The organism is Ruegeria sp. CDSA033, from assembly GCF_059612305.1.
On the sequence record NZ_JBXWQI010000002.1, the window covers coordinates 227,420 to 242,144 of the forward strand.

Annotated in this window: 15 protein-coding genes; 5 read left to right on the top strand and 10 right to left on the bottom strand. The window is 57.1% G+C overall.

Annotated features, from left to right (window positions below):
- Positions 1-251: 251 nt before the first annotated feature.
- From AC2FLA_RS04410 to AC2FLA_RS04420, 3 genes are read right to left on the bottom strand one after another with little or no spacing between them, the layout of a single operon-like run.
- On the bottom strand, positions 252-3,299 hold the full coding sequence (locus AC2FLA_RS04410; RefSeq protein ID WP_496720792.1) for an efflux RND transporter permease subunit: 3,048 nt from the start codon (positions 3,297-3,299) through the stop codon (positions 252-254).
- 11 nt (positions 3,300-3,310) lie between these two features.
- Complete coding sequence (locus tag AC2FLA_RS04415) at positions 3,311-4,348, bottom strand: efflux RND transporter periplasmic adaptor subunit (protein ID WP_496720794.1); 1,038 nt, start codon at positions 4,346-4,348, stop codon at positions 3,311-3,313.
- Positions 4,345-4,812 (bottom strand): MarR family winged helix-turn-helix transcriptional regulator, encoded by a 468-nt coding sequence (locus AC2FLA_RS04420; RefSeq protein ID WP_496720796.1) that lies wholly within the window; start codon positions 4,810-4,812, stop codon positions 4,345-4,347. The genes AC2FLA_RS04415 and AC2FLA_RS04420 overlap by 4 nt, the downstream gene beginning before the upstream one ends.
- 168 nt (positions 4,813-4,980) lie before the next feature.
- Here AC2FLA_RS04420 and AC2FLA_RS04425 point away from each other — a divergent pair, with 168 nt between their 5' ends.
- On the top strand, positions 4,981-6,105 hold the full coding sequence (locus AC2FLA_RS04425) for a beta-ketoacyl-ACP synthase III (protein WP_496720798.1): 1,125 nt from the start codon (positions 4,981-4,983) through the stop codon (positions 6,103-6,105).
- A 10-nt stretch (positions 6,106-6,115) separates the two neighbouring features.
- On the opposite strand, the gene AC2FLA_RS04430 is transcribed toward AC2FLA_RS04425, so the two are convergent.
- A complete protein-coding gene (locus AC2FLA_RS04430) occupies positions 6,116-7,120 on the bottom strand; it encodes a hypothetical protein (protein ID WP_496720800.1) in 1,005 nt (334 codons plus the stop codon).
- A gap of 63 nt (positions 7,121-7,183) precedes the next feature.
- The gene (locus AC2FLA_RS04435) at positions 7,184-7,645 is read right to left on the bottom strand and encodes a hypothetical protein (protein ID WP_058275729.1); all 462 of its coding nucleotides are present in this window, start codon (positions 7,643-7,645) and stop codon (positions 7,184-7,186) included.
- 354 nt (positions 7,646-7,999) lie between these two features.
- Here AC2FLA_RS04435 and AC2FLA_RS04440 point away from each other — a divergent pair, with 354 nt between their 5' ends.
- Complete coding sequence (locus tag AC2FLA_RS04440) at positions 8,000-8,578, top strand: thymidine kinase (protein ID WP_496720802.1); 579 nt, start codon at positions 8,000-8,002, stop codon at positions 8,576-8,578.
- On the opposite strand, the gene AC2FLA_RS04445 is transcribed toward AC2FLA_RS04440, so the two are convergent.
- From AC2FLA_RS04445 to AC2FLA_RS04465, 5 genes are all read right to left on the bottom strand, one after another.
- Positions 8,575-9,525 (bottom strand): 2-hydroxyacid dehydrogenase, encoded by a 951-nt coding sequence (locus AC2FLA_RS04445; protein ID WP_496720804.1) that lies wholly within the window; start codon positions 9,523-9,525, stop codon positions 8,575-8,577. The genes AC2FLA_RS04440 and AC2FLA_RS04445 overlap by 4 nt on opposite strands.
- The gene (locus AC2FLA_RS04450) at positions 9,525-9,863 is read right to left on the bottom strand and encodes a tRNA-binding protein (RefSeq protein WP_496720806.1); all 339 of its coding nucleotides are present in this window, start codon (positions 9,861-9,863) and stop codon (positions 9,525-9,527) included. Before AC2FLA_RS04450 ends, AC2FLA_RS04445 begins: the two co-directional genes overlap by 1 nt.
- A complete protein-coding gene (gene proC, locus AC2FLA_RS04455; protein ID WP_496720808.1) occupies positions 9,856-10,671 on the bottom strand; it encodes a pyrroline-5-carboxylate reductase in 816 nt (271 codons plus the stop codon). Before proC ends, AC2FLA_RS04450 begins: the two co-directional genes overlap by 8 nt.
- 36 nt (positions 10,672-10,707) lie before the next feature.
- Entirely contained in the window at positions 10,708-11,208 is a 501-nt protein-coding gene (locus AC2FLA_RS04460; RefSeq protein WP_058275545.1) for a type III secretion system chaperone family protein, read from the bottom strand.
- A 313-nt stretch (positions 11,209-11,521) separates the two neighbouring features.
- Entirely contained in the window at positions 11,522-11,770 is a 249-nt protein-coding gene (locus AC2FLA_RS04465; RefSeq protein ID WP_496720810.1) for an accessory factor UbiK family protein, read from the bottom strand.
- Between the two features lie 97 nt (positions 11,771-11,867).
- Between AC2FLA_RS04465 and lgt the strand changes: the two genes are divergently transcribed.
- The 3 genes from lgt to pgeF are packed head-to-tail and all read left to right on the top strand — an operon-like array spanning position 11,868 to position 14,574.
- Positions 11,868-12,755 (top strand): prolipoprotein diacylglyceryl transferase, encoded by an 888-nt coding sequence (gene lgt, locus AC2FLA_RS04470; protein ID WP_496720812.1) that lies wholly within the window; start codon positions 11,868-11,870, stop codon positions 12,753-12,755.
- The gene (locus AC2FLA_RS04475) at positions 12,752-13,819 is read left to right on the top strand and encodes a class I SAM-dependent methyltransferase (RefSeq protein ID WP_496720814.1); all 1,068 of its coding nucleotides are present in this window, start codon (positions 12,752-12,754) and stop codon (positions 13,817-13,819) included. The genes lgt and AC2FLA_RS04475 overlap by 4 nt, the downstream gene beginning before the upstream one ends.
- A complete protein-coding gene (gene pgeF / locus AC2FLA_RS04480; RefSeq protein ID WP_496720816.1) occupies positions 13,816-14,574 on the top strand; it encodes a peptidoglycan editing factor PgeF in 759 nt (252 codons plus the stop codon). Before AC2FLA_RS04475 ends, pgeF begins: the two co-directional genes overlap by 4 nt.
- Positions 14,575-14,725: the final 151 nt, after the last annotated feature.

Here is a 14,725-nt window from a genome sequence, read left to right on the forward strand (position 1 = left end):
TGAGCAGAAGGAAAAACTAATGCGTAAGTTTATGGTTTTAGCCGCAATGATGACGCTTGCAGCGTGTGATGTGCCCTTTGTCCCATTGATCTAAAAACGTGCGGGCTGCGGCACTGAGCCGACGGAACTTTTTCGCACCTAATTTCTATGTAACTTATCTGCGTGATCCCGATGGGAACAAGCTGTCCTGATTTTCCATCACTACGACCCGGCAAGGGATCCGGGCGGCTGAAATCGCCGCCCGGGACATCTTACGCGATGGCTTCTTTCGCCTCGCGCTTTTCATCCCGCGCGAAAAAGATCATGTAGAAGACAGGTGCTGCGACCATCGTCAGGATTGTCGCGAAGGCCAGGCCACCCATGATCGTCACCGCCATGGACTTGAAGAACGCATCCGTCAGCAACGGCGCCATGCCCAGAATAGTGGTGATCGCCGCCAGCATCACAGGGCGCAGACGTGAGACCGAGGCTTCGATAATCGACTCGCGCAGGCCTTTGCCGGTTTCGCGGACCAGATCGATTTCCTCGACCAAAACAATGCCGTTCTTGATCAGCATCCCCGACAGACTGAGCAGACCCAGCAACGCGGTGAAGGTGAATGGTAAGCCTGTGCCCAGCAGGCCGATAACGACACCGTTCACGGACATCGGCACCAGCAACCAGATGATAATCGGCTGACGGACGGCGTTGAAAATCAGCACCGAAATCAGCACCATGATCAGCAGGCTGACCGGCAACTGACGGCCCAGGCTTTCATTGGCGTCACCGGCGTTCTCGAACTCGCCACCCCACTCCATGCGATACCCTGCGGGCAGTTCCATCTCTTCGATGGCAGCGCGCACTTCCGAGTGGACCTGAGCCGCCGTCAGACCCGCCGGAATTTCGGCGCCGACGGTAATGGTCAGCACCCGGTCACGACGATGAACCAGCGTGTTGAGCGATTTGTACTCGAACCCGTCGACCATCTGTTCGATTGGCACAAACTTTTCGGACTGGTCCGAGTACACGACCTGATCGACGATCGAGTAATCTCCGTCCGCAGGCCGGCGGATAATGATCGGGATCAAACGGTCGCGTTCCCGGAATACACCCGCCCTGATGCCATCGGTCGAAAATTGCAGCGTTCCGGCGATGTCTTCACGGGTGACACCGGCAGTCTGCGCTCGTTCTGTCGCATAGATAGGCTGAACCGCCAGTTCTTTCTCACGCCAGTCCTGATAGACATGCAAAGCGTTCTCGGACGCACCGCGCATCCGCTGAATCGCTTCGTCCGCAAGCTGCCGCAGAACGGCCGGATCACTACCCGAGAACCGGGCCTGGATCGGATCACCGCCGCCAGGGCCAAAGATCAGACGCTTGGTGCGGAACTCACCTTCGGGGAATTGAGCCGAGCCAAACGCCTCTAGATCAGCCTGCAATGCGGGAATGTCATCCAGAGTTTCTGTACGGATGATCATGTGGCCATAGCTAGGGTTCGGTTTCTCTGCCGAATAGGTCAGCAGAAACCGGGTTGCCCCCTGCCCAACAAATGTGGTGACGGCAACGACATCGTCGCGTTTGTCCAGCCATTCTTCGAATACAGCCATATCCTCGGCCGTTCGCGCGATGGGCGTACCTTGCGGCAGTTTGTAGTGCACGAAGAACAGCGGCGTGTTCGAATCCGGGAAGAACTGCTGTTTGACCAGTCCAAACCCGGCGAAACAGGCAACAGTGACGCTAATCAAACCGGCAACGACCAGCCAGCGGAACCGGAGCGCCCAGCGCAGGACACTGCCGTAGACACGGAACATGATCCCGCCATAGGCATCCACAGCGCCTGCCTCACCCTGCTTGAAGAAATAGTGGCCAAGCATTGGTGTCACCGTCAGTGCCAGCACCCAGCTCAGCAGCAGCGAGATACCGATTACAGCAAACAAAGAGAACAGGAACTCGCCCGTCGCATCCGGGCTAAGACCGATCCCTGCAAAGGCCATGATCCCGATGACGGTCGCGCCCAACAACGGGATTTGCGTCTTGGAAGCAGCCTCATCCGCGGCATCGCGCGAGTTCTTCCCGCGCAGCATAGCGATCTGCATGCCTTCGGCGACAACAATGGCGTTATCCACCAACATACCCATCGCGATGATCAGCGCACCCAGAGAGATCCTCTCCATCTCGATTGAGAACATCGACATGAACAGCAGCGTTCCCACCACGGTCAGCAACAGAGTTGACCCGACAACAACCGCCGCGCGCCATCCCATGAACACCGCGAGTACGATAACCACAATGGTCACGGACATGGCGAGATTTACCAGAAAGTCATTCGAGGCCTGCTCGACCACCACGTGCTGTTGGTAGATCGGCAGGATTTCGACGCCAAACGGGATTTGCGAATCCAGCTCGGCGAATTTTGCATCCGCGCGTTTGCCCACTTCGACAATGTTTTCGGTGGATAGCCCCGCGATGCCCAATGTGAAGGCTTCGGTGCCGTTGAACCGGATCATCACCTCGGGGTCGGTCTGACGGCCACGATACACGTCGGACATATCAAATAGGTTGATCACCTGCCCTTGCGAGCCAACGGACAATCCCGCAATCGCTGAAACACTGTCCGACCCTTCGGCGGTCAGGATGGTCGTGCGGTCATTCTCTGAACGGACCGAGCCCGAAGCGTTCACTGAATCCGCATTGGCAATGGCCTCGTTGAGGGCTTGCAATGGCACGTTCTGGTTCACCGAGATGGCCAAATCGGGTTCTACAAAGATCGCCTCTTGCGGCAGGCCCATCACTTCTACGTCTGCGACGCCTTCGACCATCAGCAATTCGCGCCGCAGAAAGGTCGATAGCTCGTGTTTTTCAGCGTCCGAGAACCCATCCGCTGTTACAGCATAGAACAGCCCGAACACGTCGCCGAACCTGTCATTGACCAACGGCGCCTGCACTCCGGACGGCAGGCTGCGGGCCGTATCACGCACCTTGGCGCGCAGCTTGGTCCAGATTTCGGGCAATTCGGTTCCGTCATATGTCGATTGGATCTCAACCTCGATCAGTGAAAGTCCGGGCTGGTTCACGGATGTGATCGTATCAACCTCACCCATTTGCTGGATGGCGGATTCTAGTGGCTCGGATACCTCCAGCGCCACCTGTTCAGCGGTTGCGCCGGGATATTGGGTCACGATGACCGCGTTTTTGATGGTAAAGGCCGGATCTTCCAGACGTCCCAACGAGAGGAAACCCCAGACGCCACCAAACAGGGCGATCAGGATTATCAGCCACGTATAGATCGGGCGATCAATGGATGCGCGCGCAATGTTCATCGATCCGCCCTTCAGTTCGCAAAGCCAGCAAAGCGGCGAACGGCTTGGCCATCTGTCAAGGTGCTGCCACCCGCGACGACGATCTCATCGCCATCGTTCAACCCGGTCAAAACACGGACTTCGCCGGTCTGTGTGGGCTCGATGGTAACCGGCACAAGCTGGACGGCGCCTTCATCGGCCCCAACCGGTGAAAACACCATGACACCCAGACCGCCCTCTGCGTCCGAAATGATGGCCGTTGCAGGCACAACGATACCTGTCCGAGCGTCCTGGACCTTCACATTCACGGTCACTGACGAACCCGGCAAAATCTGCAATCCTTCAGGTGGCGTGAGGCCAAATTGGATGCGGAAAGTCTGACCCACGCTCGAGGTTTCGGCGTCAAATTCCCGGATCTGCAGAGGGAAGACCTCGTCGCTGGTTGGAAACTTCGCCGTAATCGTGATGTCATCTTCCTGACCCGATCGTTGGAACAGGATTTCCGGAACATCCACTTCGATCCGCAATTCGGACATGTCGTGGATACGCACGATGGGCGCCCCTGCGTTTACGGTCGTGAAAGCCTCGACCGTTCGGCGCGAGACCAGCGCGTCAAACGGCGCGGTCAGCGTTGCATGTTCCAGATCGTATTCTGCATCGCGGACAGCGATATCCGCCAGTTGCGCTTCGGTTTCCGCGTCATCCACTGCCACCTGGCTGGCTGTGGTTCCGCGCAGACGGGAAAGGCGGGCGACGGTACGATCCGCCTGATCCATTTGCAGCACAGCGCGGTCATAGCGACGCTGGAATGGTTCCTGATCCAGTTGTGCAATCAGTTCACCCTTGGGTATCACGAACCCTTCGGTCACCGGCATTTCGACGATTTGCCCGGAAACCTGAAAGGCCAAATCGACCGTCTGCCGCGCAGCGACGCGACCAAAAAACTGGCGCGAGAAACCGGGCGATGTCTCTTGGACCATCATTAGTTTTACGGGTTTGGAGCTATCCTGCGCCAAAACGGAGGTGGCGAACACGGTCAGAGCGACGCTCAGTACAGTGAAGAGTTTCATTTCTTCAATCCCTCAGGAATTCCTATTTTCATTATATTTTCCCGGATCTTCCGGGCCAGTCGTGCAAATTCGGCAGTTTCGTCAGCATCCAGCCCAGAGGCTCGGCGGAACAGGTCCCCCGCCTCGGACATCAGAACCTGCCGCATCTCAAGCCCCTTGTCGGTCAGAACCAACAACCACGCCCGACGGTCTTCCGGATCGCGCTGGCGGGTCAAGTACCCTGCCTCTTCTAGCGCGTCAGCGGTTGACGTGATGGTGGACGGCACCGTCAGCATATCTGCAGCCAAAACGCCCATGCGTTTGGGTCGCTCAAGCTTGACCATCATATGGCATTCCTGATGGCTCAGCCCGACCTCAAGTGCGTCTAGGCTTTCTTCCAGTTTCCAGTAGAGCGCATAGACCCCCATCATCGCCTGCACTTCGGGGCTGAGGCAGCGAACCAGCGCGCTATCGTCATGGGTCATCGGTGAATCCGTTTGTAACTTTGGTCTCGCATATACTTCGAAAAATGAACTATTCAAGATGTGAAGTGGATTTCAGCACAAACTTTGACATTCCCTTGGGTCAACGTCTCTTGATCTAACCCTTGTATGACTGCATTTTGGGCGAATCCGAAACATTCAGGTCTTATCATGTACACGCCCGCGATCACCGGCTCAGGTGTTTTCACCCCCGAAAACGTCATCACCAACGCCGAACTTGTCACGGCCTTCAACGCCTATGCCGACAAGATGAACGCCCAAAACGCAGACGCAATCGCGGCGGGTGAGATTGAGCCGATGCAGCATTCGTCAGAAGAATTCATCTTCAAGGCCTCGGGCATCGAGAAACGCTACGTGATGGACAAGGACGGTGTTCTGGACCCTGACGTGATGCATCCCTTGTTGCGTCAACGTGGCGATGACGAACCGGGCATCATGACCGAGATGGCCGTGGACGCATGTAAAAAGGCACTGGAACAGGCCGGGCGCAGCGCCGAGGACGTCGATCTGGTGATCTGCGCCGCGTCTAACCACGAACGCGCCTATCCCGCCGTCGCGATCGAAATCCAGCAAGCGCTTGGAATCAACGGGTTCGGGTTTGATATGAATGTCGCCTGTTCTTCGGCAACTTTCGGGATTCAGGCCGCCGCAGACATGGTTCGCTCTGGCTCGGTCCGTGCCGCATTGGTGGTGAACCCCGAGATTTGTTCAGGCCATCTGGAATGGCGCGACCGCGATTGTCATTTCATCTTTGGCGACGTGGCCACCGCCACTTTGATCGAGCGGGTCGAAGACGCGAAGGGTCCGCATTTCGAAATTCTGTCGACTCGTTGCGCGACCGAATTCTCGAACAATATCCGCAACAACAACGGCTTCCTGCGCCGTTCACGCCCTGACGGGGTGGTCGATCGTCGTGACATGCAGTTCATGCAGAACGGACGCAAAGTCTTCAAAGAAGTGCTGCCGATGGTCAGCAAGCACATCTCGGATCACATGGATTCGGAAGGCGTGAACAGTGATGATCTGAAACGCCTGTGGCTGCATCAGGCCAACAAGACGATGAATGATTTCATCGGCAAAAAGGTTCTGGGCCGCGAGCCCGAGGCAAGCGAACAGCCCAACATCCTGCAGGATTATGCCAACACCTCCTCGGCCGGGTCCATCATCGCGTTTTCCAAGTATTCGGATGACCTGTCAGACGGAGATGTCGGCCTTATCTGTTCGTTCGGTGCGGGGTATTCGGTTGGGTCGGTGATTGTAAAGCGGCACGGGTGATATGCCGAGATCACTCGGGGCAAACACCAAGCCAAGGGCCGTCGCGGCTCTCGCGTGTTACTTCCAACCAACGGTTTGGCTCTGACTTACACCATTGGTACAAGGCTGGGTCTAGTGGCCGAGTGAACGTCGCTACAACCTGATCCGTGTCCAAATTGACCTGCTTTAAACCAGCTTCGGGCAATACCGCTTTCAGCGCATCACCTAGTGCGGACAACCCGGGCCGTGCAGCAATATCCGACGTCGGGAATTGTGTCGAAATGTGAAAACTGGAAAACGCCACTTCTTCATCTTTGGGCATTCCCCTTAAACCAGCGACAATCAGCTTTCGTCCCAGATCTTGAGAGGCAAGTTCACAGCCTCTGCTCGAGTTCCGGGGGCGGGGCCATTTCCAAAGTTCGGATCCCAAATAGATCTGGAGTTGCCCCTCATTTGGCAAAACGTAGCGGCCGGGACTTGTTTTGATGTCAGCAACGCTCGTTGCGCCATCAATTAGCCAGACAGCGTCATCGGTCACGTCCGCGGTCACTTCGGCCAACTCTTTCAGCTTGAACTTTTCATCCAAGACCGGACGCACCAAAATCGCCTTCGGAAAAGCCTGCGTACAGACCTTCAAAATTACCCGAGACGTTTCGAGCGTGATCCGATCCAAGTAAGCTCGAAAGTAAGTTGTTTCGCCGGACAAGTCAGTGTTTCTGTCTGCATCAGGGCTGGATTCCGTGGGTAGAACACCCCGAACAGTGACACCAAAATAGTGGCAGAAATGCCTCAGCGAAATCGTCCCGTCTAAGATCGGGCCAACATCCGCCTCAAGAATCGGTTCGGCGCTGGCGGGGTCGGCACCGGGTTTTTCAGCAATCTGAACGCTCAGCCGACCGCCTCGGTAGCGAACATAAACATCCCGTTCGTCATGAGTTTGGCCATAGAACTGGCTCGGGCATGACCCGCCGCCGTTCAGCAAGGCAAGGTCAAGATTCAGAGGTTTAGGAAGCTTGGGCGTATGGAAATTAAACATAGCTTGTCGCCTGATCCCCATTCGAGGGGCAATTGACCGTAGCGAGTAGATAGTAAACCGCCGTCAGCTCACGCTTTCCTCTTCCAGATGCAGCTTCATATCCAGCAGGACCTGTTGCAGCTGGCTGGTTTCCCTCAGAAGACGCTTGGCTTCGTTCACCGTGATGATGCCGTCCTCGATCGCCGATTGATATTCGGTCATCAGCATCGCAAACCGCTGGCTCAGCGCGATGACGTCGGAATTCACTCCGCCAGTACGGGGGCTGTCGTCATTGCGCCCGTCATAGGACAGGGTGATGTTCTTCAGATCGGCCAGCGCCGAGGTGACGTGAGGGAAGTTTGCCACTGCCTCAAGCCGCGCCACCGCATCGACCGGCATGAACCGATCGGTATGTTCGACATTGTCAGAATAATAACGGCCCAACGTGGCTTTGGATTTGCCGGTAATCTCGCACGCGGATTCGATTCCCACGTCTTTAACCAGCGCTTCAGTGTGTTTTTTCAGGTAGGCCCCGATATCTGCCATGTTTTTACCCTTACTGCCTGCACGCCCCACTAAATCTGCCATTGTGGGGGAAAGGGAAAAGAAATTTCCCATACTCGATTCATAATTGAAATGTCATATGTTGGCTATCCCTCAGATATGCGGGGGTTTTGTGAGTGAGTGGCGGCATTTAATGCCAGTAATGAGTGATTGCGGGTCGGTATTCTTGTCCTGCTACGGTTAGGCCGCATGTTGGCCGACGGCGTCGCTGTTGTTGAGGCGGGGGAATCCATCCCCAATGGGCTTACGCTCGACCTCTGCAACAATAACGGCGACGTCGCTTATTATAGCTCTTGATGGCTTGCCCGATCAAAGCAGGCGTTTTAGACCCGACCCATGGCAAAACTATACTTTAATTATTCGACGATGAACGCGGGAAAATCGACCGTGTTACTGCAAGCCTCGCACAATTACCGTGAGAGGGGGATGGACACCTATTTGATGACCGCGGCCCTTGATGGCCGGGCCGGTGTTGGCAGGATTGCGTCGCGGATCGGCATATCGGCTGATGCGGACACGTTCGCCGCCGGAACCGACGTGTTCGCGATGATTGAACAGCGCCTGAAAAAAGGGAACATCACCTGCGTTTTTATTGATGAGGCGCAATTTTTGACCGAAGAGCAAGTCTGGCAATTGGCCCGCGCAGTGGATGACCTGCAGGTGCCTGTCCTTGCCTATGGCTTGCGCGTGGATTTTCAGGGCTGCCTGTTTCCCGGCTCCGCTGCCCTGCTCGCGCTGGCGGACGAGATGCGCGAAGTGCGGACCATTTGCGAGTGTGGGCGCAAGGCCACGATGGTCATCCGTCAGGACGAAAACGGCAACGCCATTACCGAAGGCGCGCAGGTACAGATCGGCGGCAATGAAACTTATGTTTCGCTGTGCCGCAAACACTGGCGCGAGGCCGTCGGGCGCTAGACCGGGTTCGGCAAAGATCGCCCCGCGACGAAAGCCGTAACGTTGTCCAGCGCTATATGCCCCATATCGGTGCGCACCTCTTCGGTCGCTGTGCCAAGATGGGGCAGTATCGTCACATTCTCCATATCGCGCAGGGCCTGTGGAACGGTGGGTTCGAACTCATACACATCAAGGCCCGCGCCTGCGATCTGACCGGATTGCAGGGCAGCGATCAGGGAGGATTCGTCCACAACTTCTCCGCGCGCGATGTTGATCAAGATGCCCGAAGGTTTCATCGCCTCCAGCACCGGCGCATTGATCAGGTGGCGCGTTTGCGTACCGCCGGGCACGGCGAGCACCAGGAAATCGACCGCAGCGGCCAGTTCTTTCAGGTCCGGTATGTTTTCTGCGGGAAATTCCACCTCTTTCGGGCTGCGCGACTGGTACGCCACGTCCATCCCGAAACCAAAATGGCAACGCCACGCAATCGCTTGGCCAATACGGCCCATCCCGACGATCCCAACACGTTTGCCGGTCACGTGATGACCCAGCATTTGAGTCGGATGCCAGCCTTGCCAGTTGCCCGAACGGACCAGCCGTTCCCCCTCGCCCGCGCGGCGCGCGGTCGACAACAGCAAGGTCATCGCGATGTCAGCAGTGGCATCGGTAACCGCACCGGGGGTGTTAGTGACCTGAACCCCTGAGGCCTGCGCGGCAGCGACGTCGATATGATTGTACCCTACACCGAAATTGGCCAGCAGTTTGCAACGCGGTTGCGGCACTTCGGAGAAAATTGTGGTCGAAAACTGATCGCCCAGGGTGGGCACGACCACATCAAATTCAGCCAATGCGCGCCGCATTTCGTCGGGCGACATTGGCAACGTGCTGCTGCGGATCTCGACGTCGAATTCGGCGCGGGCGCGCGCCTCGACAGCGGCGGTCATAGGGCGTGCGATCAAAAGTTTCATCAGTGCATCCGTCCACCGGTTGGAACCTCGCCATCCGGGCCGATCAGAACGATCTCGCCCTTGTCGTCGGGCAGGCCCAGCACCAGAACCTCGGACATGAACTTGCCGATCTGGCGCGGTGGGAAATTGACAACGGCCATCACCTGCTTGCCCACCAACGTCGCCGGATCGTAATGCGCCGTTATCTGGGCCGAGGTTCTGCGCTCGCCAATTTCGTCCCCAAAGTCGATCCACATCTTGATCGCGGGCTTGCGAGCCTCGGGATAGGGTTCTGCCCGGATGACCTTGCCGACGCGGATGTCGACTTTCATAAAATCATCGAATGAAATCTCACTCACGGGACAGCTCCTTGGATCGGTCAGTTGCGGCCTTGACTGCGCGGTGCAGCAGGTCCGGGAAACCTTCTTCCTCATGCATCAGCACTTCAAGCGCGGCTTGCGTCGTACCGTTGGGCGACGTCACGTTGACGCGCAATTGCGAGGGGTCTTCCTCTGCCGCCATTGCCAAAGCCCCTGCCCCGGCCACGGTCGATTTGGCCAGCTTCATCGCGAGATCATGCGGCAAGCCCTGTGCTTGTCCTGCCGCTGCCAGCGTTTCGATCAGGTGGAAAACGTAAGCCGGACCCGAACCGCTAAGCCCGGTCACCGCGTCCATCTGCGCCTCGTTCTCAAGGCGAACTGTGTCGCCAATTGCGGATAGTAGGTTTTCCGTTAGGGCTATATCGGCGTCTGAGGCGTTTGTATTGCCGATCAATGCTGTGATCCCCTGCCGGATCGCAGCCGGTGTGTTTGGCATCGCCCGCACGATTGGGGTGCCTTCACCCAACAAAGCTTCAAAGGTAGCTATCGATGTGCCCGCTGCGACTGACACAAACAGGCTGCCGCCTCCGCCCAGTGCTTTGATCGCTGGCAGCGCCTCTCCCATCATCTGCGGCTTGACGGCCACCAAAACGACCGCCGGGGCCTCGGGTAATGGAGTGTTGATATTGACGCCTTGCGCCTTCAGCCAATCCGAAGGATACGGGTCGATCACCCAGACGGCTGACGTAGGAAGGCCATGCTCCAACCAACCGGCGAGCATGGCCGAACCCATCTTGCCGCACCCCAGAAGAACCAGCCCCTGCTCGGCGACGCGTGACATGTCCATGATTGCCCCTCTCCTTATACGGTTTGGGGCAAATCTTTACGCGCGGCCGTAGGCCTCTGCAATGGCGACCTGCATGGCATCCTCGGGATCGCGGTTGCCCCAGGTGACCAGTTGGATCGCGGGATAATAGCGCTCGGCGCTCAGAACCGCGGCGGTGATCATCGTGTCGATCTGTTCCGGGCTGGCCATCTGGCCACCCGCAAGAACCAAACCGTACCGGTAAACCATCAGCTTTTGATTGGCCCAATACGTAAATGCACCGGCCCAGCACTGATCATTCATCTTGTTGAGCAGCTCATAAAGCACGTTTTCACGCTCGGAAGGCGGCTCCATTTCGAAAGAACACACCATGCGGAGCGTTTCGTCATAGTTGGACCAGGCCAAAGTGATCGAATAGGTGCGCCACTGTCCTTCGACAGCCATGGCAATCTGATCATCCCCGATCCGGTCGAAATCCCAGTCATGGTGTTCGGCAAGATGTTCAACAATGTCGATTGGATGAAGGTCTTCTTCGAGAAACTGTTCGGAAAGGGCCATAATGCCACCTCACTAATCTCTAGCCTTTTAGGGGCTGGCAGCGCCCCAGCGCTAGTTGCTTGCTCTACAAGCCGGGCTTCCCCCGTCTGCCTGTACTAGATATGGTGCGCCGCGGGCAGGGTTCTGGCAACCCTATTTGTTGGGGATAACATCAATAAGTTGTGGACAGTCGGCAACGGCGATCAAAATATTGGTGCCACCGCCAGCTTTGTCTTGATTAAATTTGGCAAGTCGTCAGAATACACAACACCGCACAATCCCGGCGTGGATTGCGCGGCGGCTTTCTTTTTTCAAAATCTCGAGTGTGCGGAACTTATTTATCCAGCTTGGCTTCAAGCTCCGCAATACGCGCCTCAAGCGCTGCGTTCTCTTCGCGCGCTTTCTGGGCCATGGCCCGCACAGCATCAAACTCTTCGCGCGTGACGAAATCGCGGTCGGCCAGCCAGCGGTCGATCATCGACTTCATCGCGTTTTCGGCCTCGTCCTTCGCGCCTTGGGCCACGCCCATGGCGTTGGTCATCAGTTGGGAAACGTCATCAAGAATCTTGTTACGGGTTTGCATGGCTTTACTCCGGTATCGCGGTTGGTCTCTATATGGGTAAAGAATGGCCCGGGCTCAAGGTTGACTTGCCCTGCTAACCCCGGGCAATGAGACGCACATGCAGGCTGTTCTGAATTTCCCCGACCTTTCGCCCGAAGTTTTCTCGATCTCGCTGTTCGGGATGGAGTTCGCACTTAGATGGTACGCACTGGCCTATATTGCCGGTATTCTGATCGCATGGCGATTGGGTACTGCGGCGCTGAAGCGCCCGGCCCTTTGGCCTGATCAGACACCACCGATGAAGCCGCAGCAACTTGAGGATCTGATCACCTGGATCATCCTCGGCGTGATTCTCGGCGGGCGACTGGGGTTCGTTCTGTTTTATCAACCGGCCTATTACTTATCGCATCCACTAGAGATTTTGATGATCTGGCAGGGCGGCATGGCCTTCCATGGTGGTCTGCTGGGGGTTGTCGTTGCGTCCTATCTCTATGCTCGGCGTTACCAGCTGCCGGTATTGTCTTTGGCTGATCTTATCGCACATGCTGTGCCGCCCGGGCTGTTGTTAGGGCGGTTGGCGAACTTCACTAATGCCGAGCTTTGGGGGCGACCCAGCGACGTTCCATGGGCGGTGATCTTTCCAGGTGGTGCCGCACAGGACTGCCCGGGTGTTGTAGCCGGGATGTGTGCCAGACACCCTTCACAACTTTATGAAGCCGCACTGGAAGGTTTGTTGCTGGGCGCACTTTTGCTGTGGATGGCCTATCGACGTGGGGCGTTTCACAAGCCCGGTCTGGTGATGGGTGTATTTCTGGCAGGTTATGGTGCCTCGCGTTTCATTGTTGAGTTCTTTCGTCAGCCTGACGCACAGTTTGTCTCGGCCGGGAATCCGCTGGGGCTGGCATGGCACGTGGGTGGTTATGGCCTGACCATGGGGCAAATGCTGTCGCTGCCAATGATCGCGCTTGGCCTGTGGTTTGCGCTGCGCGCGCGACGCACTCAATGAACCTTAAGGATCACCTACTGGCGCAAATTGCGCTGAATGGCCCGATGAGCGTGGCCGATTTCATGACTGAATGCCTGCTGAACCCCAAGTTTGGATACTACACCACTCGTGATCCGCTGGGCGCGCAGGGGGATTTCACCACCGCCCCGGAAATCAGCCAGATGTTCGGAGAAATGATCGGGCTTGCACTGGCGCAAAGCTGGATGGATCAGGACAAGCCGGACAGATTCATTCTAGCAGAGTTGGGACCGGGTCGCGGCACCCTGATGGCGGATATCCTGCGCGCAACCAGCAGCGTATCCGGGTTTCACGAGGCCGCAGAAATTGTTTTGTTCGAAGCCTCCCCTGCCCTGCGGGACAGACAGGCGCAATCGCTGAGCGGTCACAACCCGCGTTGGATCGATATGCTCACAGACCTCCCCGATGCACCCCTGTTTCTGGTGGCGAACGAATTTTTTGATGCCCTGCCAGTCCGCCAATTCATACGTGACGGCGATGGCTGGTGCGAACGTCTGATCGGTGTGCAGGGCGAATCGCTGACGTATGGACTGGGGCCGAACACAGCTCAGGTCGCGCTAACGGATCGCATGATCGACACCCAAGATGGCGATCTGGTTGAACTTTGCACGGCCGCAATTCCGATCCTGACCGTGATCGCTGGGCGGATCGCCACTTATGGCGGGGCGGGTCTGATCGTGGATTACGGTGACTGGCATTCGCTGGGCGACACGTTTCAAGCTTTGCAATCACACGAACGTGTTGATCCCCTGCAAGCTCCGGGCCAGGCGGATCTGACCGCGCATGTAGATTTCGAACCCCTTGCTATTGCCGCGCGCGCCGCCGGTTGCGCCCATACAAAGCTGACACCCCAGGGCATGTTTCTGGAACGGTTGGGCATCACGGCCCGCGCGCAGGCGCTGGCTGCGCCACTCGGCGGGACTGAGCTTGAGACGCTCATTGCTGCACATCGCCGGTTGACGCATCCCGAGGAAATGGGAAATCTGTTCAAAGTACTGGGCCTCTATCCTTCTTATGCTGCACCTCCACCGGGACTGGAACCATGACATTGGAAATTCTGACCTCGGACGTCCTATCGCCGGTCCGCCACGGGTTCTTCAGCCGTCGGGGCGGTGCGTCTTCCGGAATATTCGCGGGATTGAATTGCGGCTATGGCTCGTCTGACCAAACCGAAGCGGTGGCAGTGAACCGCCAGCGCGTGGCCGCCGCTATGGAGGTCAGCCCGGACGCATTGGTCGGCGTGCATCAAGTGCATTCCCCAACCGTTCTGACGGTGGACGCTCCGATAAACGGCGACAAACCCAAAGCAGATGCCGTTGTCACCGCAACCCCGGGACTGGCACTGACGATTCTGACAGCGGATTGCCAACCGGTCCTGTTTGCCGATTCTGACGCGAATGTGATCGGGGCTGCGCATGCCGGGTGGCGCGGTGCTTTGGACGGTGTATTGGAGGCAACCCTGGACGCAATGGAGGCATTGGGCGCGCAGCGGGAAAATACCGTCGCAGTCATTGGTCCTACTATTTCACAAGGCGCCTATGAGGTCGGCCCAGATTTCCTGGATGAATTCGCTGCGGATTCGCCCGAAAACCTCAGGTTCTTTGCAAATGGCAATGGGGATCGGCTGCAGTTCGACCTGCCCGCCTTTGGTCTGCACAGATTGCGGCAAGCCGGGGTGGGTCAGGCGGAATGGACGCGGCACTGCACCTATTCAGACCCGGACAGATTCTATTCCTACCGCCGCTCAACCCACGCGAAAGAGGCCGATTACGGCCGCCTGATTTCCGCCATTAAATTATAGAGCACGCCCAAAATATGGCGAAATTGCCGCTTTTTCGCCATATTTATTGTGTCTGTTTGAGTCGAGACATTTTGACTTTTATTGTCCGCACTCAGGTGTTTATCAAACGATTATCCCGCGGTGTGAGGCATTCCAAAATAAGGGGATCTGC

Bases quoted from the DNA above. Each gene is read 5' to 3' on its own strand.
- AC2FLA_RS04420 (WP_496720796.1), bottom strand. From the start codon at position 4,812: ATGACCCATGACGATAGCGCGCTGGTTCGCTGCCTCAGCCCCGAAGTG.
- AC2FLA_RS04475 (WP_496720814.1), top strand. From the start codon at position 12,752: ATGAACCTTAAGGATCACCTACTGGCGCAAATTGCGCTGAATGGCCCG.
- AC2FLA_RS04465 (WP_496720810.1), bottom strand. From the start codon at position 11,770: ATGCAAACCCGTAACAAGATTCTTGATGACGTTTCCCAACTGATGACC.
- AC2FLA_RS04430 (WP_496720800.1), bottom strand. From the start codon at position 7,120: ATGTTTAATTTCCATACGCCCAAGCTTCCTAAACCTCTGAATCTTGAC.
- pgeF (WP_496720816.1), top strand. From the start codon at position 13,816: ATGACATTGGAAATTCTGACCTCGGACGTCCTATCGCCGGTCCGCCAC.
- AC2FLA_RS04435 (WP_058275729.1), bottom strand. From the start codon at position 7,645: ATGGCAGATATCGGGGCCTACCTGAAAAAACACACTGAAGCGCTGGTT.
- AC2FLA_RS04425 (WP_496720798.1), top strand. From the start codon at position 4,981: ATGTACACGCCCGCGATCACCGGCTCAGGTGTTTTCACCCCCGAAAAC.
- AC2FLA_RS04440 (WP_496720802.1), top strand. From the start codon at position 8,000: ATGGCAAAACTATACTTTAATTATTCGACGATGAACGCGGGAAAATCG.
- AC2FLA_RS04460 (WP_058275545.1), bottom strand. From the start codon at position 11,208: ATGGCCCTTTCCGAACAGTTTCTCGAAGAAGACCTTCATCCAATCGAC.
- AC2FLA_RS04415 (WP_496720794.1), bottom strand. From the start codon at position 4,348: ATGAAACTCTTCACTGTACTGAGCGTCGCTCTGACCGTGTTCGCCACC.
- proC (WP_496720808.1), bottom strand. From the start codon at position 10,671: ATGGACATGTCACGCGTCGCCGAGCAGGGGCTGGTTCTTCTGGGGTGC.
- AC2FLA_RS04445 (WP_496720804.1), bottom strand. From the start codon at position 9,525: ATGAAACTTTTGATCGCACGCCCTATGACCGCCGCTGTCGAGGCGCGC.
- AC2FLA_RS04410 (WP_496720792.1), bottom strand. From the start codon at position 3,299: ATGAACATTGCGCGCGCATCCATTGATCGCCCGATCTATACGTGGCTG.
- lgt (WP_496720812.1), top strand. From the start codon at position 11,868: ATGCAGGCTGTTCTGAATTTCCCCGACCTTTCGCCCGAAGTTTTCTCG.